A 25,782-nucleotide genomic window follows, 5' to 3' on the forward strand; every position below is an offset into this window, starting at 1 on the left:
TTCGACAGGAGGCCTCATGTCCGCCGCTTCTCCACATCGCTCCCGTCGGCAGCTGCTGCGCATCGCATTGGCTGCGGGCACGCTGACCGTGGCAGGTCAACTCGGCGCTGCACGACGGGTCGAGTCGAAGAAAGCAGGTTCACCAGCCGACCCGGCACCGCCGGCGCCTTTCCCTGACAATTTTCCGGCCAAGGGCAGCGTGCTGGTGCTGCTCGGCACCAAGGGTGGCCCAACCCCATCGCCGCTGCGCGCCGCAGCCGCCAATGCCTTGGTCATCGATGGGCAACCGTATCTCATCGATTGCGGCAATGGTGTTGCACAGCAACTGGCCAAAGCCGGCATCCGCCTGCCTGCGCTACGCGATATCTTCCTGACCCATCACCACTCCGATCACAACGCCGACCTGCTCAACGTGGTGTGGCTGGCGTGGGCGAGCGGGCTGCAAACCCCGGTGCATCTGTATGGCCCGCCTGGTATCGCCAGGATGGTCGACGCCTTTGTCGACATGAATGCCATCGACATCGAGGCACGCATCCGCGAAGAAGGCCGCCCGCCGTTCAAGCCGCTGATCCACGTACACGAATTTGACCGACCCGGCACGGTGCTGCAGAACGATCAGGTGACCGTCACCGCGACGCTGGTCGATCACTACACACTCAAGCCGGCATTTGCTTACCGCTTCGATACACGCGACCGCAGCGTGGTGTTCTCCGGCGACACGCGCTACGTGCCGGCGTTGGCCGCGTTCGCGAAGAACACCGACATCCTGGTGCATGAGGTGATGTATCTGCCAGCACTGGAGAAGATGCTCAAGACCAACGACAGCGCGCCGACGCTGCTCGACCACCTGCTCGAGAGCCACGCCACCAGCGAGGAAGTGGGCAAGATCGCGACGGCGGCCAACGCCAAGCGACTGGTGCTCAATCACTTCGTGCCCGGCGGCGACCCGACCATTACCGATGCGATGTGGAGCGAAGGCGCGCGCAAGCACTACGCCGGACCGATTGTGGTTGGCAAGGATCTGATGCGATTGTAGCCAAGCAACGGGGCGAGCCGATGCCAGCGCATCCCGGCGGTGTCACGTCATGTGCCTGTGCACCAGCGAGCATGCACGAGCGAACGGCGCAGAGCAGGCGCTGCATGAACATCGACAGCGCTGCATCTCCGTTTGCCTTTTACGCCACAACCGGATTGCGCAACCCCCATACGCTCGCTCCGGCTTTGCAATACCCATCGATAAACGCCTGCTGCGATGGCATCTGCGCCACCGCATGCCGGATCGGCTGTGCGATGCCGTCGAGCAGCCGGTGCAGGTCCCGATCGGAGATGGCGCGTGCCAGCGGGTGATGCTGCTGCGGCATGATGCCCTGGCCCATCAATACATGGGTCCAGGAATCGACGCGGAACAGCTCATCGGCACCTTGCCACGCATGCGCACGTTCGCGCCAGGCACGCAGGCGCAAGGCGAGCGACGCGGGCAGTTCCATGCTGCGGCATTGCTGCCATAGCGGTTCGTCACGCTGGGTGGCGTGGTAATGCAGGATGACGAAGTCGCGCACGTGTTCCATCTCGGCGCGGCTGATGTCGTTGAACAGGTCCACCTGCGACGGCGCGATACCTTCTGCCGGGAACAAGGTGAGCAGGCGCACGACGGCGGCAATGGTGAGATGGATGCTGGTGGATTCCAGCGGCTCGATAAAACCGCTGGCCAGGCCCAGCGAAACCACGTTCCTGTTCCAGGCCTTGAGCCGGCGGCCGGTGCGGAACGGTACCAACCACGGTTCCTTGAGCGGCGTTGCGGCAACGTCGCGCAGCAACTTGGCATGGGCCTCGTCATCGGATAAATGCCGGCTGGAAAATACCAAGCCGTTGCCTACCCGATGTTGCAGCGGAATGTGCCAGCGCCAGCCGGTGGCATGTGCGATGGCGCGGGTATACGGCACCGGCGGACCGACCGCTTCGGTCTGCACTGCAACGGCGCGGTCGCACGGCAACCAGTGGCTCCAGTCTTCGTAGCCGGTGTGCAGGGCCTGTTCGATCAGCAGGCCGCGAAAGCCGCTGCAATCAATAAACAGATCGCCTTCGAGCACCTGCCCGTCGTCCAGCACCACACTGGCGACATCGCCGCTATCGGGCTGCAACGTCACCTGCTGAATCTTGCCTTCGATGCGTGTGACGCCATAGGCTTCGCTGCGCGCGCGCAGGAATTTCGCGTACAACGCCGCATCCAGGTGATAGGCGTAATTGACCGCAGGCTCGCGCAGCAATGCAAAACGGTCGACGCGTGAGGCCGCCGTCTCCAGGCAGTAATCGCCGAACGTGCCGGGCATGCCGCGGCGCTGACCTTCCAGCCATAGATGATGGAAGGCGCAGACCAGCGTGCTTTGTCCGGTGATCCCGAACGGATGGAGATAGCGCTCTCCCTCGCGACGCCAATGCTCGAAGGAAATCGACAACTTGAAAGTGCCGGCCACCGCACGCAAGAATTCCTGTTCGTCGATCTGCAGGAAACGATGGAAGCTGCGGATCGGCGGCACGGTGGATTCGCCCACGCCCACGGTGCCGATCTGCTCGGATTCGACCAGGGTGATATCGAGCAACTCGCGGAACTGATGCGACAACGCACATGCGGCGATCCAGCCAGCGGTACCGCCGCCGACGATGACGACCTTGCGAATCCGAGCCTGGGTCACTGCGCGCTCCTGTGCGTAGGGTTGAGGCGGCCAACAAACCGGTGCCAGCGGTTGCAAGGTGGCAGCAGATGGATCATGAAAACCGGGGTAAGCGAGCGGCAAATAACGATTCCGGACAGCCGTCTTGCCTGCCCGGCGGCTGTGCAGTGCGCTGGCGATGCGCGCTCGAGCTGATCCCGGCCCTCAACGATTCAACCTGCCGATCAACATGGCGCGCAGCTGGCGCGCCAGGGTGGGATCGATCGGTCCCAAGACATGCCGCGCCTGTTCGGGGAGATGTTCGCCGGCACGCTCGGCAGGACCGAACACGTAGTAATCGAACAATGCCCGCCACGCCTGTTTTTCCGAAGCGGGCCGGTCGCGGATGGCCCACAGCGCGTGATACAGCGCCTGCATCGGCGCCGGCAGGTGGGCGGGCATGCTGCTCCACCAATAATTGACCAGCACGTTGAACGGCTGCAGCGACTGCACGTGGTGCCACCACATGCTGGGAATAAACAAGGCATCGCCCGGCTCAAGCACGGCGGTCTGTGCGTGTGCCAGCGCGCCGGCCACACGCGGATAACGCTGCAGATCCGGGTTGGCGATATCGACCATGCTCACCACCTGCCCGCCCGGAGTGGGCTCCAGCGGGCCGGGATACAGGTTGGCGACTTGCGCGGGCGGAAACAGCGTGAACCGACGCTGCCCCACCGCGCAGCAGGCCAGATTATTGGGGGCATCGTAGTGGCATGAAGCAATGACACGATTGCCGATCCAGATGCTGGGCTGCACCGCGTTGCCATCAGCCACCACGTGGAGCGCATTGGCCGCACGCAAACCCGGCAAGCTGTCGTCGACCGGCAACGAAGCCAGGTAATACGTGGGCGGCTGCGGGTCATCGCGATGGCTGGCGATGGCATCCAGCAACATGCTCAGGCTGCCGCGCTGCACATCGAAGTTCAACGCCGTGCAATCGTCGGTATAGAACGGGCGGCCGGCAATGGTCGGGGCACCATAGGAAAACTGCAGGACACGTCCGCTGTCGTGCGTGCGCAGCAGCGCCATCGCCTCGTCCGGGCTACGACGCCCTGCCTGCACCAGCGACCAGTCGCGTGCGATGCCGCGCAGCACCACCGGCACGGCCGCCTCGCAGAGTTCGGCAAGCGGCAATGCGTCAGGCTGGCAATCGCCACGCTCGGCAATCGCGGCGATTGCCGGCAGTGACGCCATGGATGCGCTCGCCGTCATCGGTCAGGCGTACGCGGCGGCGGCAGGCGTGCGCTGTGCCTGCTGCTGCAAGCGGCGTTGTTTCTCGGCCATCAACCGGCGCACATTGTGCAGCGAGGCCAGCATCAGGAATGCGGCTTCCAGATAGCCGGCCTGATGCAACTGCTGCAACGCTTGCGCATCGAGCGCGGCAAGCCGCTCGCGGTCGATGACGAACAGGCCTTCCAGCTGCGTGGCATGGGTTGCATCGAGCATGACATCCAGCTGCATGGGCTGGATCAGCCCGAGCGCATCGAAGGCAGCGGCCATCGCCTGACCGGCCTCCACGCCGTCGCGGATGCCGCGCAGCACACCGATGATGTGCTCCAGATAGGGGCTGTGGCCGCCCTGCGGCAAAAACACCGCTTCGCCTTCGTCCCGGCTCACGCGCGGGTGCTCCAGATCGACATGGATCACCGGCTCCTGCACCAGCACGCCATCGACGTGCTGCTCCTGGAAACCGATCAGAAATGGCCCCTTGGCCACGATGCCCGGCAGGTAGCTGGCATTCCAGCGCCCGTCCTGCAGGAACAGATTTTCATCCTGGGCAAAGCCCAGCAACGCCACCGACTGGTAGCCGGCAGTTGCAGGATCCTTGCGAAAGAACAACGGATACTCACGCTGCAACTCGGCGTACTCGGTGACGAAGGCCGGCACCAGGCCGAGCGCATCGCCGAACTCGGCGCCGAAGCGCAGGATGACGCGAAGATCGTGATGGGCCACGTTGTTGAGCACTGCGTATCGCGTCATCTGAACCTCCAGCAGTGATCCGCGACGGACGACCGCATTACGTGGGTGTGAGCCGATCATGCGGCGGCATGCTGCGCTAGCCGGAGACCAGCATTGCCAAAAAGCCGCAGGCGGGCAAGCGGCAAAGCAGCATGCACTGCAGGGCGCAGACACCGGCGCCGCTATGCGCCCCGCGAACATGAGACTAGCCGCACTTTCGCATGCACGCGCGGCTCTGCGCACGGTGGCGGCCACGACAAGGACGCATGGGCATGCGTCTCGGCAATACGGTCGCGGCCGCCGTCCAGGACAGCGGCCGCACCGATATGCAGCACACCGATCCCCTAGAACACGTAACGCACGCCCAACGTGTAACGCGGTTGCTGATCGATCAGGCGGATGACCTGCTTGTCCGAGCGCCCGTGCCAACGCACGTCTTCGCCAGTCAGATTGATTGCCTCAAATCCCACCGATAGTTGCTTGCTGAAGGCGTAGCTGACACTGAGATCCCACTGCTGGTAGGCCTCGACGTAGTAAGGATTGCGATTGGAATTGTCCTGGTTGGCAGCGATCAGATACTCGTCGCGCCAGTTCCAGGCCAGACGCGCGCTCCAGCCGTACTTTTCGTACATCAGCATGGCATTGGCGGTGTCGCTCAGGCCGAGCAATGCGAACTGATCCCGATCGATCACGGTGTTGTCGAAACCCACATCGCCTTCGACGATGGTGTAGTTGGCGTAGATACCAAAACCGCTGCTGCCGAAGAAGTACTGCCCGCCCAGTTCCCAGCCGTGGATGTTGGCCTTGTTCTGGTTGATCGGACGCGACACGTCGAACTGATACAGCGGGTCGGACGCATTGCCGACGATGTCGTAGGCGCTCTCCAGTGCAAGGCTCTGCGCAGAACTGCCGTTATAGGCAGCCAGGCCACCGGTGGCAGCGGCGTTGCGCAGCAACGCCATCGCGGCGAACAGCGAGGTGTCGTTGGCCGAGCATGCCGCCGCGACGTCGTTGCCCGACGCCCCCACCTGCGCAGCACAGGCACCGCTCTGCAGGAAGGCCAGCGCCGATTGTGCGTCCGGGCCGGAGGTGGGATCGCGCAGCCCGTACAGCGATTCGCGCGAGACCGTGTTGCCGATGAAGTTGCTGACGCGCTTGTTCCAGAACGTGGCCGACACATAGCTGGCGTCGGCGAAATACCACTCCAGCGCCAGATCGAGGTTGTCCGATTCCAGCGGGTCCAGTTGCGGATTCTGCGAATCACCGCCGGCACGGTTGGACGGATTGATCAGGATCGAGCCATTGGGCGTATTCGGCGTCGGGCCTGCGATGAGGTTGTTGTAGGGCGCACGCGCAATGGTCTGGCCGAACGACGCGCGGCCCTTCAACTGGTCGGTGATGTCGATGCTGAAGTCGAGATTGGGCAGGATGTAGTTGTAGCTGGTCTTCTCGCTGAAGGGTTGCTGCTGGTCGGAGCGCTCCAGCAGGAAGTCGTTGTTGGCCTGCCAGAGCAGCCCGGTGGGCGTGGCCACCTGCGAGGTGGACTCCACATCGGTACGCTCGTAGCGCAACCCCAGCCGCGTATTGGTGGTCATGCCGGAGATGTCGCCCTTCAATTCCAGCTGCACGTAGGCGGCGCGGGTCTTTTCTTCCACCTGGTTGTTGGCGCTGTACTGCGGGTTGTAGCGCGTGGTGGCACCGTACTGGCTGCCGCCCCACAGTGCGAGCTGATCGGCATCGCCACGCCACGCATTGGGCGCGGCACCGTTGGCGTTGAAGTCCTTGAACATGCCGGTGATGCTCACCGGCCGCAACAACGCCTGCATGCCCGGCTCGTTGCCGGCATTGGTCACACCCCAGTCGCCGAGCGTGGAATTGGTGTCGCTGGTGAGCCGGTTCATGGTGGTATTGGCCGTGCTTACACCGAACTGGAAGCGCCCGTCATCGAAGTCGAAGGTGCCATCCACGCGCCCTTCCTTGATTTCGGTCACCTGCGATTGGTAGTAGATGCGCAACACCTGCGAGCCGAGCTCGGCGGGAGTGAAATCGGGGTTGACCACGCCGTTGGTGCCGGCCAACGAATCGGCGGCGGTGGGATACCAGGTGCGTGACCCGATCGGCAGCGAGTTGTTGAACCACAGTTCCTGCCCCCACTGACCGTTACAGGACGGGCCGTTGGTGCAGTTGTTGGTGCCGGCGAAACTGAAATAGGTGGCACTGCCGCCGGTGACCGGGTCGTTGGGCATGCTCTTGGTTTTGGAGTTGTGCGCGTCGAACGACAGCTGGAAACGATCGCTCACTTGCCAGTCGGCATTGAAGCCTAGCGAGCCGAGCGTGTACTTCTGCTCGTTGCGCTGCTGCTCCATGCCGAAGTCCTTGGCGCCGTTGGGCACGTCGCGCAGATACACCGGCGTGGCCACCGCCTGGCCGGTGTCGAAGGTCAGATCGGTGAAGCTGTTGGCGCGTTGCAGCCAGATCCCCTGCTCACCGCGCTCCTCGCGGATTTCATTGGACGAATAGGTGTAGTCCAGGGTCAGGGTGAGGCTGTCGCTCGGCGCGAACTGCATCACCGCCTGGCCATTCATGCGCTCGCGCTGGAAGTCGGCGAATGCGTAGCGCAGATCGTTGGGCATGCCGTACAGCTGGCCGATCGCCGGTGCGTCGGTCACCACCGCATCCGGCCGTAGCGCCGGATCGGTGCCGGTCCAGCGCTGGATATTCCAGGCGTTTTCGGTGGCCTGCACCGAGCCGCCGTGCCGCTTCTGGTAGCTGCCGCTCAAGCCGATACCGAAGGTCTTGTCGGGATTGGTATAGCTGAAAATGCCCGACACCTCAGGCGTGAGCGAATCGCCGAACGGCTGCGACCGGTCGGAGACCATCTTGGCGCCGGCATTGGCGACCACCCCGGAGTGATTGAACGGCTTGTCGGTCTGGATGTTGATGGTGGCGCCGATGCCGCCGCTGGGCGCGGTGGCGCGGCTGGTCTTGTAGACCTCGATGCCGGTGATGGCTTCGGAGGCGAGCTGGGCGAAGTTGAACGCGCGCGTGCCCACGTCCACGCCACCGATCGGCGTCTGGCCCGGCGCACCGAACGCATCGGCACCAGGAATCAGACGACCATTGAGCGTGACGGTGTTGAACTGCGGGCCGAAACCGCGTGCGGTGACCTGTGCACCTTCGCCGTCGCGGCGTTCGATCGAAATACCGGTGATGCGTTGCAGCGACTCTGCCAGATTGGTATCGGGAAATTTACCGATGTCCTCGGCACTGATCGCGTCCACCACGCCGGCTGCATCGCGCTTGATGCCCATCGACTGATCCAGGCTGCTACGGATGCCGGTGACATTGACCGCATCGAGCGTAGTGGCGTCGGTAGCGGACTGCGGCGTTGCGACCTGCCGCGCGGGCACGTCCTGCGCGAATGCAGGGTTGATGACCAACAGGCCACCGACGAAGGTAAACATGGCCTTCGACTTCAAACTGCTCAACGTACGACGCATCGATCTATCCTCGGGTCTGGAGTCAACACCCACGGCCGCCGTCGCGGAATGCGACACGGCGATTGTTTGGCTACGCGACTTGATCCGCCACGTGCGCTTATCTCTCTGCAGCACTGCATCTGATTCCCCGCGTGTGATGCACGCGGCCATCCCCCTGATGCCGACCATGCGTGCCGGGTTGCAGACGAACCCGGCCTGAGCCACAACCCATGCAACACCTGCGTGCCGACCTTTCAAGCGGCACGCCTGCGACCAACGCTGCTACGCGACCACTCGCTCAAGCCAGTGCCAGCAACCGTTTCAAGACTGATAGCGCTAACATGGGGCGCAGCCTAGTCATGCGTGCCAGTGCTTGTCACCGTGCGTTGCAACAAACACGCAATGCCACGCGACAGCACAAAACAGCGCGCGCGCTTGAGCCTGCAAGGTAAATGCAGATGCACCGTGGCTGTAAGCGTTATCAGCCGATGCCTGCGGTGATGCGGCATCCCCCTTGCCCGCGCGCGCAATCGCAAGGCTGCACGAAGGCGGCGTTGAAAAGTTGCGCAAACTCTCGCAGTGACGGAACAGCACATGCGATGCAAGGTCGCGGTGGCAACGCTGCACCGCCATCATCCCCAAGCCGGAGACGGGCACATGCGCTGCGGTTGTCGAGTACGTCGCTCGCACTGGCCACAACAAAAAAGCGCGCAACCGTTGCAATCGATTGCGCGCTTTTGCGCTCCAGCCTGGCACATCGTGCCCGTCGCATCCGCGCCATGGCGGCGCGGATGATTGCATCGGCAACCGCTAGCCGATCACATCCAGTCGGTTGTCGCTGCGTTGCGCATCGGGCAACACATGGTCTGGGTCCAGCGTGACGTGCAGCACCTTCTGCGTGGTCGGCAGCGTCAACGTGGGCGCGGTGCTCTGCAGCCACGTCTCCACCGGCACACGGCGATCCAGATGACTGCCGTCGGCCAAGTCCACGCGCACGGTCACCGGCATCACCAGTTTCTGCCGGCTGCGCAGCGTGAGCTGTACGCCCTTGGCAGGATTGTGATCGATGTAATGCGCCTCGCTGATCCCCATGTCCAGCTGCCAGTTGTTGAGATACCAGCCGCGCCACCACCATGCGAGGTCCTCGCCGCTTTCGCTTTCCATCAGCCTGAAGAAATCCGACGGCGTGGGATGTTTGTAGGCCCAGGTGGCGATGTATTTGCGGAAGGCCGGATCGAAGCGTTCCGGCCCGAGGATCTGCTCGCGCAACAGCACCAGCCCCAATGCGCCTTTGAAATAGGTCAGTGAATGGCGGTACTTCTCGCTGGTGGAATCGGCATTGTCCATCAACGTCGGCGCGCTAGTATCGGCCAGCAACGGCAGGATTTCATCGACCGGGTTGCCGCCCTTGGGCGCATATTCCGAATCGCGCTTGGGCGCGTATTCGCCCTTGTTGAAGGCGTCCGATGCATACACGTCGATGAAGGTGTTGAAGCCTTCATCCATGAACGCATGCCGGCGCTCGTTGGAGCCGACGATCATCGGGAACCAGGTGTGGCCGATCTCGTGCGCGGTGATCCAGAACAGATCCTTGCCGCCATCTTCAAAGCCATCGAAGACGATGCCCGGATACTCCATGCCCGCGCCATACCCACCCAGGTTGACCGCCGCCGGCCATGGATACGGGTACCACTGCGAAAAATGCTCGATCGCGCCTTTGACGTATTCGGTGGAGCGGTTCCACTTGTCCGCGCCCACGCCTTCGACCGGATACACCGACATCGCCAGCGACTGCTTGCCGCCGGGCAGCTTGATGCGCGCGGCGTCCCAGACGAACGCAGGCGAGGCGGCAAACGCAACATCGCGCGTGTGTTCCATATGGAAGCGCCAGGTGCGCGTGCCGGCTCCCGCCGGCTTGGCAGCACGCGCGGTCACTTCATCGGGGGTGCGGATCAGGACGGTGCGATCGCTCTCACGCGCCTGTTCCAGACGTTGCTGCTCGGCGCGGCTGAGCACCTCGGACGGGTTGGTCAGCGCGCCGGAACCGGCGACCAGAAAGCCCTCCGGCACGGTCACCGCATAGTCGAAATCACCGTATTCCAGATAGAACTCCGAGCCCAGATACGGCTGCGTGTCCCAGCCACGCAGATCGTCGTAGACCGCCATGCGCGGATACCACTGCGCGATCTCGTAGATCTCGCCCTGCTTGCTGGCACTGAACGCCGTACGGCCGCCCCAGGTGCCCGGAATCGTGTAGCGGTAGCGGATATGCACGGTGAGCGCCTTGCCCTGCCCGGCCAGCGGCTGCGGCAGGTCCACCCGCATGCGGGTGTCGTCGACGACAAAGTGCGCGGGCTGGCGGCGGCCACCGGTGTCGATCTCGACACTGGCGATCTGCATGCCCTCAGTGAACTGGGTGCGCCGCGACGGCCGGCTGGCGGCAGCGCGCGCATCGGTGCGGTAGATGTTCTGATCCAGCTGCAACCACAACACGTCCAGCGTGTCCGGGCTGTGGTTGGTGTAACGGATCGCCGCCTCGCCGGTGAGCGTATGGCTGGCCGGATCGATACGGGCGTTGAGCGTGTAGTCGGCACGGTTCTGCCAGAACAGCGGGCCGGGCACGCCGCTACCGCTGCGGTAGGCACTGGGTGCATCGGGCAATTGCAGCGGGGCGAACAGGGCCAGCGGATCGAACGCGGCGTTGGCACCAGGCGGGCTTTTTGCCGGCGCGGCCTGCGCATACGAGGTGACGCACGCCAGCGACAGCGCAATGGTGAGCGAGCGACGCAAGCTGGGGAACATGGGGGAGATCCTGCGGCGGAGGGGATGCCCATCCTACGGTTGCCTTCGCCTGCCGTGGCACTGCCATTGGTCCCGGTTGGGGCGTTCAGGTATCGCCCGATGCCGGGCACGCCGGCTTGAGACGCCTCGCAGCGCAACCGCTGCGGGCGTGGGCCAGAGCGCCAGGCTGCTGGCCCGTCCACGCTCGCCCGAAAGCGACGCCGCTGCCCGGCCGACGCCGTCAGTCGGCGGCAAGCCGTGCCAGTCGCATCGGGCCATTTCCACCCTCGGCCAGCGTGTCGCCTGGATTGCTCAAGCGACAACGCCGCAGCGACAGGCAACCGCAGCCGATGCAGTCGGTGAGCTGATCGCGCAAGGCCTGCAGCTCGGCGATACGTGCGTCCAGTTGACCGCGCCAGCGCGCCGACATGCGCGCCCACTCCGCGCGCGTGGGGGTGCGCTGGTCCGGCAATACCGAGAACGCATCGAGCACCTGCTGCAGCGGTACACCCAGCCGTTGCGCCACGCGGATGACCGCAATGCGTCGCAGCACATCGCGCGCATAGCGGCGTTGATTGCCCGCCGTGCGCAGGCTGTGGATCAAGCCTTTGCGCTCGTAAAAATGCAGCGCCGACACCGCCACGCCGCTGCGCCTGGCCACTTCACCCACGGACAACTCACGCTGCATTGCCTTGACCTCAACCTTGGTTGAGGCAGGATGCTGCGCTGCCATGACCGGTGCAAGCACTGTCGCCATGGCCTGCACACTTCAGTTTCTGGATATTCGATGCCCGCCGATACCGCCTCGCCCGCTACAGCCAATCGCCACACGCACCCCACGTCCATCCTCGCCGCTCCCTATCGCGCCGCGACGCTGGGCATGGTGGCACTGGTGTCGCTCAACGCTTTCGAATCGCTGGCAGTTGCCGCCGCCATGCCGACCGTGGCACGCGAATTGAACGGGTTGTCGCTGTATGCGCTGGCGTTTGGCGGCACGCTGGCGACCAGTGTGGTGGGCATGACCGCTGCGGGGCACTGGAGTGATCGTCGCGGCCCGGGTGCCGCGCTGGCCGCAGGGCTGGTGTGTTTCGTGATCGGCCTGTTGGTTGCCGGGCTGGCGCCGAGCATGCCGCTGCTGATCGCCGGCCGCTTGCTGCAAGGACTCGGCGCCGGCGCGTACTCGGTGGCGCTGTACGTGATCGTCGGTCAGCTGTATCCGGCAGCCTTGCAACCGCGCGTGTTCGCCGCGTTCTCGGCCGGCTGGGTGGTGCCCTCGTTGATCGGGCCGGGCATCAGCGGGTTGATCGTGCAGCACGCGGGATGGCGCTGGGTGTTTCTGTCGGTGCCGCTGCTGGCCATTCCGGCCGGGCTGATGCTGTGGCCGGCAATCCGCGGGCGGGCGTGGTCGAGCGCGGCACCCGGCGACTCCACTGCGGCATTGGGCTGGGCGATCGGCGCGGCGATCGGCGTGCTCGGCGTGTATCTGGGCGGACAATTGCAGGGAATGTTCGCGTTGTTGGCGATGACGCCAGCGCTGTTGCTCACGGTGTTCTGCGCCTGGCGCCTGCTGCCGGCCGGCACGCTGCGGCTTGCCCGCGGCCTGCCCAGCGTGATCGCGCTGCGCGGCATCGCGGCGGCGGCGTTCTTCGGTTTCGAGGCGTTTCTGCCGCTGCTGCTGTCGCGCGAACGCGGGCTGTCGCCATTACTGGCCGGGGTCGCGCTGAGCGTCGGTGCGCTGGGCTGGTTCAGCGGTTCGTGGTACCAGGGCCATAGCCGTGCTGGCTGGTCGCGCCCACGCCTGCTCAAGACCGGCGCGCTGTTGATGTCGTTGGGCATCGTGATCAGCGCCGGCGCGGTGTGGCCGGCGATTCCGGTGCCAGTGGCGATGACGGGTTGGGCGCTGACCGGCCTGGGGATGGGGCTGCTGTATCCGAGCCTGTCGGTGTTGATGTTGTCGCTGTCGCCGCCCGCGCAACAGGGTGCCAACAGCTCGGCGCTGCAGTTGAGCGAAGCGATTGCGGTGGCCGCCGCGCTGGCGCTGGCCGGTGCGTTGTTCGCCGCGCTGCTGACATCGGCGACGGTCGCCGCGTACCTGAGCGTGTTCGCACTGGCCTGGCTGCTGACGGCGGCGAGCTTTTGCGTGGCGCGTCGGGTGTGATGGCTGGTGCGGCGTCCAGCCAGCGATGCAGCGAAGCGCTGACCATGGAGGCGGGCCAACCGACCTGCATCGCACGCAACCGCTGCCGCGATTGCACGGTGCACACCGGCGCCTCGCTCGGCACGTCACGCATCGGTCGCACGCTGCCGGCCAGCACAGCGCACCGATGAACGTGCCAGGCGCTTTGCCGATCCTGTCGGGATCACTCTGGCAGGGAATGAAAAACCCAACTCGCCAGCGACTGGTCATTTTTTCGCCACCCATCTTGACAGCGTTGCGGGCCGGGGCCTGTACGCACTTGTCCACAGCCTTGTGCAGCGTCCATCCACAGGGGGTGTGGAAAACCTGCGCAGCTTGGCAGGCACTGCAGGGCTTGCGCGCAACGTCAGCGTGTGCGACGCGATAAGCCGCATCGCCACGCACATCCGTCTGGCTGATGGCACAACGCCTGCCGCCGCATGCATGCCTCTGCTCGAGGCATGCCGTCACCACCAGCATTCGATCCGACGCGCAGCACCGCCACCTCACAGTGGCGATGCATGCTCAGCGCCGGATCACCCGACGATGACGTGTGGCACGAAGCGCGAAGTGTCGCGGGTGATCGGGCCGTCGTCGTCGCGCATACCCAAACCGGCGGGGCGATCGGCCACCACCCAGCTGCCCACCAGGGCATGCCGGCCGTCGAACACCGGCAACGGATGATGTGCCTGCAGGATCGCCGGTCCATCCATATACGGCCCATCGGTCTGCGCGGCGTCGCCTTGTGCGGTCACCAGCGAAATGTTGGCGCCCTCGCGCGACAGCAGCGGCTTGCGCACCCAGCCTGCCGTCGGCGCCTCGCCGGCTTGCGCAAACCGCGCAGGCAACAGATTGGGATGGCCCTGATGCCGTTCCCACAGCAGCGGCAGGATGCCCTTGTTGCTCAATACCGATTTCCACGCCGGCTCGATCAGGCGCACGCGGTTGGCGCACAGCGCCGGGCCGAAGCGCTCTTCCATCATGAATTCCAGCGGGTAGAGCTTGAACAGGGTCTGGATCACCCGATCCTGCTCATCGGTGAACCAGCCCTCGGCACTGAGGCCGATGTCTTCGATGGCCACTTCTTCGGTGCTGATGCCCACCTGATGTGCGCAGTCGCGCAGGTAACGCACCGTGGCGCGATCTTCCAGCGAATCGCGTACCGCCGAAAAATGCATCTGCGCACCGATCGCGCCATCCACCGCCAACGCGCCCAGGGTCTCGCACAGCAGATCCTGGATCAGGTTGTACTGATCGGTGCCCTTGGGCAACGCACCGGCGGCAATCTGCTGCTCCAGCCACAACCACTGGAAATACGCCGACTCGTACAGCGACGTCGGCGTGTCGTAATTGAGCTCGTACAACTTGGCCGGGCCGTTGCCGGAGTACGCCAGGTCCATGCGGCCATACAGATGCGGGTCGCGGTTCTTCCACGAATTGGCGATCCAGTCCCAATAGAACGGCGGAATCGCCAGCTGCGTCATCAGCTGTTCGGAGCCCACCACCTCGTCCACCAACTGCATCGCCATGTCGTGCAGGTCTTGCGTGGGCGCTTCGATGTCGTCTTCGATCTGCTGCAGCGAAAACGCGTAGTACGCGCTTTCGTCCCAGTACGGCTCGCCGTCGATGGTGTGGAAATGGAAACCGAGCGACTCGGCCTGCGCGCGCCAATCCGGCCGTTCGGCAATTGCGATGCGTTGCATGTCAGCCGCCGAATCCGGAACTGCGCCCGCCGCTGCCGAACGAGCTGCGCGCCGCCGCACTGGAGCCGAAACCCGAGCGCGACACGGTGATCGCGCGCGTCGGCATGTCGATCGCACCGCTGCGGCCGCGCACGGTGCCGATGCGGTTGCTGGCCAGATCGCCGTTGGGCTTGTAATACCCACCGCTGCGGTAATCGCGGTACAGCGGGATCGAGCCGCCATAGCGATAGCCGCCGCCACCGCTCATGTTGCCCAATGCGTAGCCCAGCAGAAAACCGCCCATCGGCGGGATCCAGCTCTGCTGGCCCTGCGCCGTCTGCACCGCCGTACAACTGCCGAACTGCTCGTCGCACTCGTAACGCGTATTGAAGCGCGGGGCTGCCTGCTGGTGCTTGGTCACCGCCTCGTCGTAGGCCTTGAGGCATTGCTGGATATCGGTCTGTTCCTGCTTGATCTTGTAGCAGTCGGAGGCCGATTGCAGCACCACACCCGTTTCCGGTTCGGAACCGCAACCGGTAACCAGCGCGACCGGCAATGCGGCCATCAGGGTGAGTTTGAGATTGCGTGATCGCTTCATGCCTGCGCTCCGTTACGGCGTGATCGCTGCGGCATTGATCAGCCCGACCGCGATCGAGACACCAGCCGAAAAGATGCCGGCGGCGGCGACGTTGTCGGTGATCTGCCGCGAGATGCGCCCGGCCACCAGATTGGCCAGCAGATACGCCAGCACCTGGATGCCGCAGGCGACCACGCCCCAGATCAGCGCATCGATCAGGCTCACCGAGTGGGTGATGGCCGAATGCAGCGGCAAGGCCACGCCGATCAAATTGCCGGCCAGCGCGGTGGCGGCCGCCACATTGCCCTGCCGCAGCAGGGTGAAATCCTTGTGCGGGGTGACCAGGGTCACCAGTACCACCGAGACGATCAACACGCCCAGGCCGGTACCGAAGTAGGAAACAAACGCGAGAAAACTTTGCAGGTTGATCGGGTTCATGGCAGGACCAGGGTAAGGGGAAGACGAGCGCGCACGCTCAGGTGATATCCAGATCGGCGACGGTGACATCGATGCCGACCGCATAGGTGACGCAGAATTCGTTGGGGCCGGAATCCTCGCCGGTGACCAGCAGGAACTCTTCGCGCTGCAACGCCGGCACATCGCGGCTATAGAGCATGGCGTAATGGGTCAGGTCGCCATCGCGGCGCGGCGGCTGATAGCGGTACAGCACCTCGTCGTAGGCGATCGGCGGGATGCGCGCACTGTCATCGGTGGATTGGGTGGCGCGCTCCCAGCGCTTGCCGGCGTACTCGATCTGCGCCGCGCCCAGATGCGGGTGCTGCATCACGAACTCCTGAAACGCCTGCTTGCTCGGCGGGTTCACCGTCTCGCAATACACGAACGCCTTCATCGCCTCCAGATCGCCGCCGACCGTGGTGACCTGCAAGAACGCATCGTCATCCAGATAGAAACGATGCAGCGAATAGCCATCGCCCAGATTGACGTGGCCGTAGCACGGGATGCCCTGATTTCCGCCCGGCAACTCGGCAGTCATGGCATCCGGCGCCATGCGGTACAAGGTGGTGTCGATCTCCACCTGACCACCGACGCGCAGGCCCAGCGGCAGCATGTGGCCGATCGCGCCGCTACCGGTGGTGGGCAGCGGCGGCGGCTGTGGTTGACCGAACAACTTGCTGAAAAAACTCATCGTCATGCACCTCGTGGCGATGTGGGAATGGAAGCAGCCGCTGGGCGCAGGGCCTGCCATGCGATGGCGTGCACCGGCACGCGCTGCTCGGCCAGGTAATACAGCATGGCACCGGCGGCCACTGCGGTGTGTGCGGGCGGGTTCAGCCGTAACGCGCCATCGGGGGCGCGCAGGCCCAACAGCAAGGCGCCCCGCTGACTGAAATCCGCAGCCAGCAGGCTGTAATCCAGCGGCATCGCATCGGCCGGAACCATCAGGCTGAACTGGGTGGGGCCATCGTCCACCGACAGCAGCTCGGCAGTGATCGCGGCGCTGCCCGGATCCTGCGCAGCGCGCGCCAGGATCTCGGCGGTCATCGGGCGGGTGCATTCGATGGCCGGATAGTGGCAATTGACCAACCGCGCGGCGCTGCCCGAATCGAAGTGCGCCACGATGTGCGCACGCGGCGCATGCGCCATCAACGCGAACACTGCCGCCAGGGTCTGATCGTCGGACGGCGGGTTGACGATCACACGCGCCGCGCCCGCGATGCCCGCACGCAGATACACGTCTGTGTGCGTATAAGACTCGGCGGCGATAAAGCGCATGTGGTCGGGCATCGGGTTCTCGGCCACGCCCTCGGCGATCAGCACCACGCCTTCGTCGTCGGTGGCGGTGTCGGACAGCAACAGCTCCAGCAAGCGGGTGGAGGCGGCGCCCTGCCAACCGATCAGGATGGTATGCCCGCGCAGGTCGGCGTAAGCCATCTTGCCCATGTGGTGGCGCCTCCAGAAAGTGATGAGCACGCCGCTGGTCTTGGCCAGCACCGTGGCGAACAACGCCACTGCGCCCGGCATCAACACGAACGCGGCGATATAGCGCCCGGCCACCGAGCCCGGCGACAGGTCGCCGTAGCCGATGGTGGTGGCGGTGGTCATGTAGTAGTACGGAAACGCGTCCAGGCCGACGAGCTTGTGCTCGCCGGCCAGCAGCAACAACAGCCAGCTCAGCCCCATGTGCGCCAGCAGGGCCAGCGCCACCATGCCCCAGCTGACGCGGCGCACGTGGCGTCGCAACACCCGGAACAGCTTTCCGACAATGATCATGGCGCGTCCTGTGCCGTGCGGTGGATCAGCTGTCGCTGCGTGGAACCTGCTGCACGTCGCGCACCTGGCCGATCAGCGGCGCGCTGCCGCCAGCGTTGTCGTGACCGAGCTGGGCCGGCTTCTTGAAGCGCGCCAGCACGGCGGCGGCGTTGGACTCGCCTTCCATCAGGCCGGCCGCAGCCAGACGCCGATTGAGATCGCCGTCGCCGCTGGACGCTTCCAGTTCTTCGGCCGATTCGATGCGTGCGGAGGTTTCGGCCTGACGCGCCTTGATGCGCTCCAGCGATTCCAGCGCCGAGCCCATCTTGCTGCTGGCGCCGGAATGGCGCGCGGCAATCGCCGCCTGCGCCTTCTGCACCGCGTCGGTGGCCTTGACCGTATCGATCTGCTGGCGCATGCCGCGCAGCTGGTTCTCGGTCTTCTGGATGGTGGCCTTGAGCGTCACCACCGACTGGTCGAGCGAGGTCTTGGAGGCCTTGTCGCCAGCGTCCTCGCTTTCCAGCGCGGCCAGTTTGGTCGCCACATCGTGGGCCAGCGATTCGTCGCCCTTGGCCAGCGCACCTTCGATATAGCGCGTGTATTCGGCCATCTTGCCGGCGCGCGCGTCGATCTTCTGCTGGGCGAGCTTGCTCTGCGCCATCAGCTTGGTCAGCTCTTCGCGCGAGCGCGTGAGCTGGGCGCCGGCATCGCGCATTTCCTGGTCCAGGATGCGCAGCGCATTGGCGTCGACGGCCTTCTGGCCGGTTTCGTGTGCAGTGCCACGCAGCAGCGTGATCAGCTTGGAAAAAATACTCATGGCAACACGCCTTTAGGAAAAGAACGGCTTGAGAGATTCGGCGGCATCCAGCGTATTGGCCGCCAGGGTCTGGATTTCCTCGTCGATCTGGTCGAGCGTGGACGACGCCGACAGTTCGCCGAAGACCACATAGCTATCCTTGCCATCGACCTGGACCAGGCCCAGGTTGGACAAGGGATTGAGCGGATTGAGCCGCAGGCAGGCATCGTTGAAGGCCGCCCGATCGCTGACCTGGTCGGCATTGGCCAGCAGCGTGGACACGAACACCTGCGAGCCGGAGGCCGCAACCTGGATCTGCATGTCGCCATGGTCGGCCAGGGTGAGGTTGATGGCCGGCTCCAGGCCGTCGATCAACTCGACCTCGATCGGCTGGTCGCGGTAGCGCTCGGCCAGCAGGCCGTGCAATTCGACAGTGGTGTACTGCGTCATAGGATGTCCTGTCCTTTGGTCATGGAGCGATGTGATGCAGCAAGAGTCGTGCAATGGGCGGACATACTACAGACTGTTTGCGACCGGCAGAAAGGGCCCGAAGTCAGCTGGTCAGGCAAGCTGCAGGCGGAAGCAGACCACCCGTTCAGTTGGCTCGAAACCGCACGCCGCATGCGCCGCCTGGGCGCCGCTGTCTTCCAGCCGCGTATCGGAGGCCAGCTCCACGCAGCCCTGATCCCGGGTCCACTCGACCGCCGCGGCAACCAACGCACGACCGAGCCCGCGGCCGCGCCAGGCCGGAATCACATACCACCCTTCCAGAAAGCCCACCGGCGTGCTGTCGGTGCCATTGACGTATTCATGGCGCACCGAGACCTCGGCAAACCCCAGCGCCGCATCCGCATCGTCCACCACCACCAGGTGGCGGGCCTCTGATTGCGCCAGCGCGGACTGCAGCTCGTCCAGGTCATCGTCGGCATCCGGCCACAAGGCCAGGCGCAAGGCCAGCAAGGCCCGTGCATCGGTACCGACCGCCGCGCGCACCCGCCAGCCGGCCTGCGCGCTCACGGATACAGCATCCGCTTGCTCCAGTGGCTGGCCGCATCGGCCTCGTAGCGCCAGCGCTCGTGCAGGCGGAACTTGGCGCCGTACCAGAACTCGAACGCCTGCGGCACCACCCGGAACCCGCTCCAGCCATCCGGGCGCGGCACGTCGCGCCCGTCGAAGGTGGCTTCGACCTTGGCGATCGCCGCATCGAACTCCTCGCGCGAGCCCAGCGTTTGCGACTGCAGCGAGGCCCAGGCGCCGATCTGGCTCATGCGCGGGCGCGAGGCGAAATAGGCATCGGCTTCGTCCGCGCTCACCAGTTGCACGCCCCCTTCGATGCGTACCTGGATCCCGGCCTCGCGCAGGCTGCGCCACAGGAACAGCAACGCCGCCTGCGGGTGGGTCTGCAGGTCGCGGCCCTTGGCGCTGTCCAGATGGGTGTAGAACACGAATCCGCGCGCATCGAAGGCCTTGAGCAACACGGTGCGTGCGCTCGGCCGGCCATCCACATTGGCAGTGGCCACGGTCATCGCGCTGGCTTCGAGTTCGGCGCTGTCGTGGGCCTCGGCGTACAGCGCGGTGAAGGTGGCAAGAGCTTCTGCGTACAGGTCGGTCATGGCGGTGCGCGGGTGGCAAGATTGGTGCCTATTGTGGGCGCATCGCGCGCGCTTCGCCTATGTCCGTGTTGTCGCAGCATGCGCATGCTGCGCGCCGGCAGACCGTGTGATGCGAGCGGATGCGGCAGACACGCGTGCTGCCGGGATCGATCCGGCCGCACAGAGCGGCCCGATGCGCGGGCGTGAATGCTACGATCCGTGGGCATGAACCCCGCTCCCAATCTCGTGATGGTCGGCCCGATGGGCGCCGGAAAAAGCTGCATCGGCCGCCGCCTGGCCGAGCGCTTCGGGCTGGAGTTCGTCGACGTGGATCAGGCCATCGTCGAGCAGGTCGGCAGCAGCATCCCGGCGATCTTCGAACAGCACGGCGAAGCACGGTTTCGGCAGCACGAGCTCGCAACCTTGCGGGCATTGCTGGAACAGGACAACAAACTGATCTCCACCGGTGGCGGCGCGGTGCTGGATCCACTCAACCGCCAGCGCATCCGCGAGCGCGGGTTCGTGGTGTACCTGCACGTGAGCGTGCCGGCGCAGCTGACCCGGCTGGCGCGCGACCGCAATCGTCCGCTGTTGCAGCGCGCCGACCGCGAACAAGTCCTGCACGCGATGGCCGCGCAGCGCACCCCGCTGTACCAGGAGGTCGCCGACCTCAGGCTGGAAACCGATCACCTTTCCCCCGCCGAGGCGACCGCGCAGCTGGTGCTGCGTCTGGCCGCGCAATGGCGCATGTCGAGTCCCCCCGCATGACACTTCCCCGTTCCTCGCGCAGCGTCGATGTCGACGGCGCGCAGCCTTACACCATCACCATCGCGCCCGGCCTGCTGGCCGACGGCGCGCGTCTGGCCAGCCATGTGCGCGGCCGCCACGTGCTGCTGCTCAGCGACTCGCAGGTCGCCCCGCACTATGCGGCCGGCGTGCGCAGCGCACTGCTGCAGGCGCGCCCGGACCTGCAGCTGGGCGAGCTGGTGATCGCGGCCGGCGAAGCGTCCAAGACGCTGGACAATTTCGGTGCTGCGATCGCCGCGCTGGCCGAATTGGGCGCCACCCGCGATGCCTGCGTGTTCGCGCTTGGCGGCGGCGTGGTCGGCGACCTGGCCGGGTTCGCGGCCGCGTGCTGGATGCGTGGCGTGGACTGCGTGCAGTTGCCCACCAGCCTGCTGGCGATGGTGGATTCGTCGGTCGGCGGCAAGACGGCGGTGGATATCCCGCAGGGCAAGAATCTGGTGGGCGCGTTCCATCCACCACGTGCGGTGATCGCCGACACCGACACCTTGGGCACCCTGCCCGCACGCGAGCTGCGTGCCGGCCTGGCCGAAGTGATCAAGTACGGCGCCATCCGCGACCCGTTGTTCTTCCAGTGGCTGCATGCCGAACGCCGCGCCCTGCTCGATGGCGATGCTGCTGCATTGGCACAGGCGATTGCGCGCAGCTGCGAGCACAAGGCCGAGATCGTGGCGCGCGACCCACTGGAAAAAGGCGAGCGCGCGCTGCTCAACCTGGGCCACACCTTCGGCCACGCGATCGAGACCGAACAAGGCTACGGCGCACCGGGCAACGACAACCTCAACCACGGCGAAGCGGTGGCGGTGGGCATGGTGCTGGCGGCCCGGCTGTCGGCCGCATTGGGCATGAGCGATGCGCAGGACACCGACGCGCTGCGCGCCCTGCTGCACGACTTCGACCTGCCCACCGAGATCCCGCCCGGCCTCTCGCCCGACGCCTTGCTGGGGCGCATGCGCCTGGACAAGAAGAACATCGCCGGCCGCTTGCGCCTGGTGTTGTGGCGCGGCATCGGCAAGGCCGAAGTGGTGCCCGATGTGGACGAAGCCGCCGTGCTGGGGATTCTGGCGCGCTGAGTCGTCCACGCCGGCTCGGGATACTGCCGGGTCGTGGATGCAGCGGAGATCGCGTGACTGAAGCCCCCGGCAGCGGGAACCTGCGCTGGTGAGCGCCACCGAGATGGCGACGCTGCATCACGGCGTTGGACGCATTGCCCGCCAACCGCTTACCGCGCAGGTTGCACGGCAAACCGGATGCCGCGACATGCTCGGGTTGGATCGGCCGGGCGCGCGCTGGCACCCACCGTGCTTGCAGCCGCCGCACCCCGAGCACGCCCCAGCATCCCGAAGACCTAGCACCGTTCGCAGCTGCGCGGCCGGTCCGGTCATGCTGCAACTGGCCGTCTCCACGTCCGAATTCCAACTCCCCCCAGCCTTCAGCACCGCCCGGCTACAATCGGCGCCATGCGCATCCTCCTGCAACACGATCCGGGCGGCAACGAACCGCTCCGCTACGTCCAGCTGACCCTGCAACCGGACCTGTTCGGTGGCTGGGAGTTGCTGCGCGAAAGCGGCCAGATCGGTGGACGCACGCAACTGCGGCGGGACCAGTACCTGCAGCAGGAGGAAGCGGACCGTGCCTTCGAGAAGGCGCGCGATACCCACATCAAACGCGGCTTCCAACTCATCACCAGCGGCGCCGACGCGCCGCGCTGAGGACCCCCATGCTCAAGAACGATCGCCTGTTGCGTGCCCTGCGCCGCGAGCCCGTAGACCGCACGCCTGTGTGGCTGATGCGCCAAGCCGGCCGCTATCTGCCCGAATACCGCGCCACCCGCGCGCGCGCCGGCAGCTTCCTGGGCATGGCCAAGAACCCCGAGATCGCCTGTGAAGTGACGTTGCAGCCACTGCAGCGCTTTCCGTTGGACGCGGCGATCCTGTTCTCCGACATCCTGACCATTCCCGATGCGATGGGCCTGGAGCTGTACTTCGTCGAAGGCGAAGGCCCCAAGTTCCGCCATCCGGTGCGCGATGCGGCCGCGATCCATCGGCTGGGCGTGCCCGACATGGAAACCGAGCTGCGCTACGTGATGGATGCGGTGCGGCTGATCCGCCGCGAACTCGATGGCGCGGTGCCGTTGATCGGTTTCTCCGGCAGCCCGTGGACGCTGGCCTGCTACATGATCGAAGGCGGCGGCAGCAAGGAATACGCACGCATCAAGGCCATGGCCTTCAACGCGCCGGAGGTGCTGCATCACCTGCTCAGCACTGTCACCGATGCGGTGATCGCGTATCTGTCGGCGCAACGCGCGGCCGGCGCGCAGGCGCTGCAGGTGTTCGACACCTGGGGCGGCGTGTTGTCGCCGGCGATGTACCGCGAATTCTCGCTGCCCTATCTCACCCGCATCGCACGCGAGCTGGAACGCGGCGACGGCGCGCAGCGCACCCCGCTGGTGCTGTTCGGCAAAGGCAACGGCGCCTACGTGAGCGAGTTGGCGGCCAGTGGCGCCGATGCGGTGGGGGTGGACTGGACCATCTCGCTGGCCGACGCCGCCGAGCGCGCCGGTGGCCGCGTCGCGCTGCAGGGCAACCTGGATCCGGCCACCTTGTACGGCTCGCCCGACGCGATCCGCGCCGAAGTCGGCAAGACCCTGGACAGCTACGCACAAGGCAATGGCGGCTCGCGCGAAGGCCACGTCTTCAACCTCGGCCACGGCATGTCGCCGGACATGAATCCGGACCATGTCGGCGTGCTGGTCGACGCCGTGCAGACGCTGAGCAAGCGGTGATGCACCGCGCGATCGACAGCGCATCGGCGCTGTCGATCGCGCGAAGGGTCGATGATCCATATTGGAATGGGTGGAGCCAGTTGACCTGGCCGGCCGCTGCGGCAGACCGCGATGTATTCCATCACCGACCCGCACGATACCGTGTGCATTCGACCACGGCATCGATAACCGAAGATCGGCCACGCGCCCGCGCATGCGATGCCGCGCCACCGTGATAACGGCCTGCACAGTTGCCGTCCTTTCATCTTGCTGCGATCGCGACGCGGCTTGATGGCGCACAGGCCACGCCATGCGCAACCCGCGTTATCGCTCTTCCAACCGAAGCCGCATGCTGCTGGGTCGCAGAATTGATCGCGCCTGCAATCAATCGTGTCTCTCTACCAGGCATGAAACGCCGTTGCCCGCGGTTATTGAAAACGGCGAAGAAAACGCCGGCCATTGACGACCCACGCGATCGCTATTCGGCTCGCACACCAGACGCCAGACAGAAACTCCCCTAGTGGAGTTCGGTTACCGCTTGCGTTCGCAACCGGAGACGACCACACCAGCACGACTGCGCATCCATCGCCGTAACTCCGGCACAAATCCGGGGCGGCAGCCGACCTTGCGCGTCCCTGACGACACTCCCAACGCATCGGGGGCGCCACAGGGGTGGATGGACCGATGGATGACCATCGCGGCGATGGCACCGGCAAGCGCCACGTCCCGCAGGCAGGAAGGCCCCCTTGCCGAGTGAGCACGCCTCTCTGGGTTTCTGCACGGTGGTGCTGGGATAATGCAGTTCCTCTTCGATAGCGACCACCATGTCCCGACCCGTCCCCGTCCTGCGCGACTACGACACCATCAAGCCCTTGCTGTGGCTGGTGTCGCTGGCGATCTTCATGCAGATGCTGGATGCGACCATCGTCAACACGGCGTTGCCGTCGATGGCGCACAGCCTGCACGAAAGCCCGCTGCAGATGCAGTCGGTGGTTTTCAGCTATGCGCTGGCGGTGGCGATGTTCATTCCCGCATCGGGCTGGATTGCGGACCGCTTCGGCACCCGGCGCACCTTTCTGGCCGCGATCATCGTGTTTACGCTGGGTTCGTTGCTGTGCGCAGCCGCACAACAGCTGCCGCAACTGGTTGCCGCACGCGTGGTGCAAGGTATCGGCGGCGCGATGCTGCTGCCGGTAGGCCGGCTGGCGGTGCTCAAGACGGTGACACGCACCGACTTTTTGCGCGCGATGAGTTTCATCGCAATCCCGGCGCTGATCGGCCCGCTCATCGGCCCCACGCTGGGCGGCTGGCTGGTCGAAATCGCCTCGTGGCACTGGGTGTTCCTGATCAACCTGCCGATCGGGGTGATCGGTTTCATCGCTGCGTTGAAGGTCATGCCAGACCATTATGGCGATGCGCGCAAGCGCTTTGATCTGGTCGGCTATCTGATGCTGGCAGTCGGGATGGTCGCGTTGTCGCTCGCATTGGACGGCATTTCCGAACTCGGATTACGGCATGCGTTCGTAATGCTGCTGGCGATCGGCGGGCTGGCCGCGTTGGCCGGTTATTGGCTGCATGCGGCCAGTGCGCCGGCTGCATTGTTTCCACTGGTGTTGTTCAAGGTGGCCAGCTATCGCATCGGCATTCTGGGCAACCTGTTCGCGCGCGTGGGCAGCGGCTCGATGCCGTTCCTGATTCCGTTGTTGCTGCAGGTTGGTCTGGGCATGAGCCCAATGAATGCCGGGTTGATGATGGTGCCGGTGGCGCTGGCCGGCATGGCCTCCAAGCGCGCCGCGGTGAGACTGGTCGGCCGCTTCGGCTACCGGCGCATCCTGATGCTCAATACCGTATTGGTGGGCCTGGCGATGGCCAGCTTCGCGCTGATCGACGTCGGTCAGCCGCTGTGGCTGCAGTTGATCCAACTGGCCTGCTTTGGTGCGGTGAACTCGCTGCAGTTCACCGTGATGAACACCGTGACCCTGCGCGACCTGGACCGCGAGCAGGCCAGCCCAGGCAATAGCCTGCTGTCGATGGTGATGATGCTGGCCACCGGCTTCGGCGCGGCGGCGGCGGGCAGTCTGTTGGCCGCCTTCAACACGCATCTGGGCGATAGCCACGGCGCCACGGCGGCGCTGCATGCCACCTTCCTGTGCGTGGGCGGCATCACCCTGTCTTCGACGCTGATCTTCTGGCAGCTGGCCGAGACCCGCCCGCATCCCCGGCAGGTGGAAGAAGTCGCCGAGTAACCGT

General features: G+C 65.3%; 23 protein-coding genes. 7 read left to right on the top strand and 16 right to left on the bottom strand.

Annotated elements, in window-relative coordinates:
- Positions 1-16 precede the first annotated feature (16 nt).
- A complete protein-coding gene (locus GGR62_RS06265; protein WP_184407067.1) occupies positions 17-1,036 on the top strand; it encodes an MBL fold metallo-hydrolase in 1,020 nt (339 codons plus the stop codon).
- Positions 1,037-1,175: 139 nt separating this feature from the next.
- On the opposite strand, the gene GGR62_RS06270 is transcribed toward GGR62_RS06265, so the two are convergent.
- The 7 genes from GGR62_RS06270 to soxR form a co-directional block, all read right to left on the bottom strand.
- Entirely contained in the window at positions 1,176-2,693 is a 1,518-nt protein-coding gene (locus GGR62_RS06270; protein ID WP_184407068.1) for a tryptophan halogenase family protein, read from the bottom strand.
- Positions 2,694-2,876: 183 nt separating this feature from the next.
- Positions 2,877-3,923: a cupin-like domain-containing protein gene (locus GGR62_RS06275; RefSeq protein ID WP_184407069.1), complete on the bottom strand. Its 1,047-nt coding sequence runs from the start codon at positions 3,921-3,923 to the stop codon at positions 2,877-2,879.
- A gap of 3 nt (positions 3,924-3,926) precedes the next feature.
- Complete coding sequence (locus tag GGR62_RS06280; protein WP_184407070.1) at positions 3,927-4,691, bottom strand: SapC family protein; 765 nt, start codon at positions 4,689-4,691, stop codon at positions 3,927-3,929.
- Positions 4,692-5,014: 323 nt separating this feature from the next.
- Positions 5,015-8,170, bottom strand: a complete 3,156-nt coding sequence (locus GGR62_RS06285) for a TonB-dependent receptor (protein ID WP_184407071.1) — start codon at positions 8,168-8,170, stop codon at positions 5,015-5,017.
- A gap of 336 nt (positions 8,171-8,506) precedes the next feature.
- The gene (locus GGR62_RS06290) at positions 8,507-8,806 is read right to left on the bottom strand and encodes a hypothetical protein (RefSeq protein WP_184407072.1); all 300 of its coding nucleotides are present in this window, start codon (positions 8,804-8,806) and stop codon (positions 8,507-8,509) included.
- Positions 8,807-8,959: 153 nt separating this feature from the next.
- Positions 8,960-10,951 (bottom strand): M1 family metallopeptidase, encoded by a 1,992-nt coding sequence (locus GGR62_RS06295; RefSeq protein WP_184407073.1) that lies wholly within the window; start codon positions 10,949-10,951, stop codon positions 8,960-8,962.
- A 220-nt stretch (positions 10,952-11,171) separates the two neighbouring features.
- Positions 11,172-11,618 (bottom strand): redox-sensitive transcriptional activator SoxR, encoded by a 447-nt coding sequence (gene soxR / locus GGR62_RS06300; RefSeq protein WP_184407074.1) that lies wholly within the window; start codon positions 11,616-11,618, stop codon positions 11,172-11,174.
- A gap of 99 nt (positions 11,619-11,717) precedes the next feature.
- On the opposite strand from soxR, the gene GGR62_RS06305 reads away from it, so the two are divergent.
- Positions 11,718-13,088, top strand: a complete 1,371-nt coding sequence (locus GGR62_RS06305) for an MFS transporter (protein ID WP_184407075.1) — start codon at positions 11,718-11,720, stop codon at positions 13,086-13,088.
- Positions 13,089-13,642: 554 nt separating this feature from the next.
- On the opposite strand, the gene GGR62_RS06310 is transcribed toward GGR62_RS06305, so the two are convergent.
- The 9 genes from GGR62_RS06310 to pdxH all read right to left on the bottom strand — a co-directional run bounded on the left by GGR62_RS06310 (position 13,643) and on the right by pdxH (position 19,985).
- Positions 13,643-14,809: a glutathionylspermidine synthase family protein gene (locus GGR62_RS06310; protein ID WP_184407076.1), complete on the bottom strand. Its 1,167-nt coding sequence runs from the start codon at positions 14,807-14,809 to the stop codon at positions 13,643-13,645.
- Between the two features lies 1 nt (position 14,810).
- A complete protein-coding gene (locus GGR62_RS06315; protein WP_184407077.1) occupies positions 14,811-15,386 on the bottom strand; it encodes a DUF1190 domain-containing protein in 576 nt (191 codons plus the stop codon).
- 12 nt (positions 15,387-15,398) lie between these two features.
- Positions 15,399-15,803 carry a DUF350 domain-containing protein gene (locus GGR62_RS06320; RefSeq protein WP_184407078.1) on the bottom strand — a complete coding sequence of 135 codons (405 nt, stop codon included), beginning with the start codon at positions 15,801-15,803 and terminating at the stop codon, positions 15,399-15,401.
- A 37-nt stretch (positions 15,804-15,840) separates the two neighbouring features.
- Entirely contained in the window at positions 15,841-16,518 is a 678-nt protein-coding gene (locus tag GGR62_RS06325) for a YjfK family protein (RefSeq protein ID WP_184407079.1), read from the bottom strand.
- Positions 16,515-17,597, bottom strand: a complete 1,083-nt coding sequence (locus GGR62_RS06330) for an ion channel (protein ID WP_184407080.1) — start codon at positions 17,595-17,597, stop codon at positions 16,515-16,517. The genes GGR62_RS06325 and GGR62_RS06330 overlap by 4 nt, the downstream gene beginning before the upstream one ends.
- Before the next feature lie 25 nt (positions 17,598-17,622).
- Positions 17,623-18,393 (bottom strand): PspA/IM30 family protein, encoded by a 771-nt coding sequence (locus tag GGR62_RS06335; protein ID WP_184407081.1) that lies wholly within the window; start codon positions 18,391-18,393, stop codon positions 17,623-17,625.
- 12 nt (positions 18,394-18,405) lie between these two features.
- Entirely contained in the window at positions 18,406-18,822 is a 417-nt protein-coding gene (locus GGR62_RS06340) for a YjfI family protein (RefSeq protein WP_005995044.1), read from the bottom strand.
- A gap of 111 nt (positions 18,823-18,933) precedes the next feature.
- Positions 18,934-19,365 (bottom strand): aminoglycoside 6'-N-acetyltransferase, encoded by a 432-nt coding sequence (gene aac(6') / locus GGR62_RS06345; protein ID WP_184407218.1) that lies wholly within the window; start codon positions 19,363-19,365, stop codon positions 18,934-18,936.
- A gap of 20 nt (positions 19,366-19,385) precedes the next feature.
- Complete coding sequence (gene pdxH / locus GGR62_RS06350) at positions 19,386-19,985, bottom strand: pyridoxamine 5'-phosphate oxidase (protein ID WP_184407082.1); 600 nt, start codon at positions 19,983-19,985, stop codon at positions 19,386-19,388.
- Between the two features lie 204 nt (positions 19,986-20,189).
- Here pdxH and GGR62_RS06355 point away from each other — a divergent pair, with 204 nt between their 5' ends.
- From GGR62_RS06355 to mdtD, 5 genes are all read left to right on the top strand, one after another.
- Positions 20,190-20,732, top strand: a complete 543-nt coding sequence (locus GGR62_RS06355; protein ID WP_184407083.1) for a shikimate kinase — start codon at positions 20,190-20,192, stop codon at positions 20,730-20,732.
- Positions 20,729-21,841 (top strand): 3-dehydroquinate synthase, encoded by a 1,113-nt coding sequence (aroB, locus tag GGR62_RS06360; RefSeq protein ID WP_184407084.1) that lies wholly within the window; start codon positions 20,729-20,731, stop codon positions 21,839-21,841. The genes GGR62_RS06355 and aroB overlap by 4 nt, the downstream gene beginning before the upstream one ends.
- Before the next feature lie 387 nt (positions 21,842-22,228).
- Positions 22,229-22,480: a WGR domain-containing protein gene (locus GGR62_RS06365; protein WP_184407085.1), complete on the top strand. Its 252-nt coding sequence runs from the start codon at positions 22,229-22,231 to the stop codon at positions 22,478-22,480.
- Between the two features lie 8 nt (positions 22,481-22,488).
- Entirely contained in the window at positions 22,489-23,553 is a 1,065-nt protein-coding gene (gene hemE, locus GGR62_RS06370; protein ID WP_184407086.1) for a uroporphyrinogen decarboxylase, read from the top strand.
- Positions 23,554-24,356: 803 nt separating this feature from the next.
- Positions 24,357-25,778 (top strand): multidrug transporter subunit MdtD, encoded by a 1,422-nt coding sequence (gene mdtD, locus GGR62_RS06375; RefSeq protein WP_184407087.1) that lies wholly within the window; start codon positions 24,357-24,359, stop codon positions 25,776-25,778.
- Positions 25,779-25,782 lie beyond the last annotated feature (4 nt).

It is taken from the genome of Xanthomonas sp. 3075, assembly GCF_014197275.1.
Classification (GTDB): Bacteria; Pseudomonadota; Gammaproteobacteria; order Xanthomonadales; family Xanthomonadaceae; genus Xanthomonas; species Xanthomonas campestris_B.

Bases quoted from the DNA above. Each gene is read 5' to 3' on its own strand.
- GGR62_RS06265 (WP_184407067.1), top strand. From the start codon at position 17: ATGTCCGCCGCTTCTCCACATCGCTCCCGTCGGCAGCTGCTGCGCATC.
- GGR62_RS06275 (WP_184407069.1), bottom strand. From the start codon at position 3,923: ATGACGGCGAGCGCATCCATGGCGTCACTGCCGGCAATCGCCGCGATT.
- GGR62_RS06280 (WP_184407070.1), bottom strand. From the start codon at position 4,691: ATGACGCGATACGCAGTGCTCAACAACGTGGCCCATCACGATCTTCGC.
- GGR62_RS06285 (WP_184407071.1), bottom strand. From the start codon at position 8,170: ATGCGTCGTACGTTGAGCAGTTTGAAGTCGAAGGCCATGTTTACCTTC.
- GGR62_RS06295 (WP_184407073.1), bottom strand. From the start codon at position 10,951: ATGTTCCCCAGCTTGCGTCGCTCGCTCACCATTGCGCTGTCGCTGGCG.
- soxR (WP_184407074.1), bottom strand. From the start codon at position 11,618: ATGCAGCGTGAGTTGTCCGTGGGTGAAGTGGCCAGGCGCAGCGGCGTG.
- GGR62_RS06305 (WP_184407075.1), top strand. From the start codon at position 11,718: ATGCCCGCCGATACCGCCTCGCCCGCTACAGCCAATCGCCACACGCAC.
- GGR62_RS06310 (WP_184407076.1), bottom strand. From the start codon at position 14,809: ATGCAACGCATCGCAATTGCCGAACGGCCGGATTGGCGCGCGCAGGCC.
- GGR62_RS06315 (WP_184407077.1), bottom strand. From the start codon at position 15,386: ATGAAGCGATCACGCAATCTCAAACTCACCCTGATGGCCGCATTGCCG.
- GGR62_RS06320 (WP_184407078.1), bottom strand. From the start codon at position 15,803: ATGAACCCGATCAACCTGCAAAGTTTTCTCGCGTTTGTTTCCTACTTC.
- GGR62_RS06325 (WP_184407079.1), bottom strand. From the start codon at position 16,518: ATGACGATGAGTTTTTTCAGCAAGTTGTTCGGTCAACCACAGCCGCCG.
- GGR62_RS06330 (WP_184407080.1), bottom strand. From the start codon at position 17,597: ATGATCATTGTCGGAAAGCTGTTCCGGGTGTTGCGACGCCACGTGCGC.
- GGR62_RS06335 (WP_184407081.1), bottom strand. From the start codon at position 18,393: ATGAGTATTTTTTCCAAGCTGATCACGCTGCTGCGTGGCACTGCACAC.
- GGR62_RS06340 (WP_005995044.1), bottom strand. From the start codon at position 18,822: ATGACGCAGTACACCACTGTCGAATTGCACGGCCTGCTGGCCGAGCGC.
- pdxH (WP_184407082.1), bottom strand. From the start codon at position 19,985: ATGACCGACCTGTACGCAGAAGCTCTTGCCACCTTCACCGCGCTGTAC.
- GGR62_RS06355 (WP_184407083.1), top strand. From the start codon at position 20,190: ATGAACCCCGCTCCCAATCTCGTGATGGTCGGCCCGATGGGCGCCGGA.
- aroB (WP_184407084.1), top strand. From the start codon at position 20,729: ATGACACTTCCCCGTTCCTCGCGCAGCGTCGATGTCGACGGCGCGCAG.
- GGR62_RS06365 (WP_184407085.1), top strand. From the start codon at position 22,229: ATGCGCATCCTCCTGCAACACGATCCGGGCGGCAACGAACCGCTCCGC.
- hemE (WP_184407086.1), top strand. From the start codon at position 22,489: ATGCTCAAGAACGATCGCCTGTTGCGTGCCCTGCGCCGCGAGCCCGTA.
- mdtD (WP_184407087.1), top strand. From the start codon at position 24,357: ATGTCCCGACCCGTCCCCGTCCTGCGCGACTACGACACCATCAAGCCC.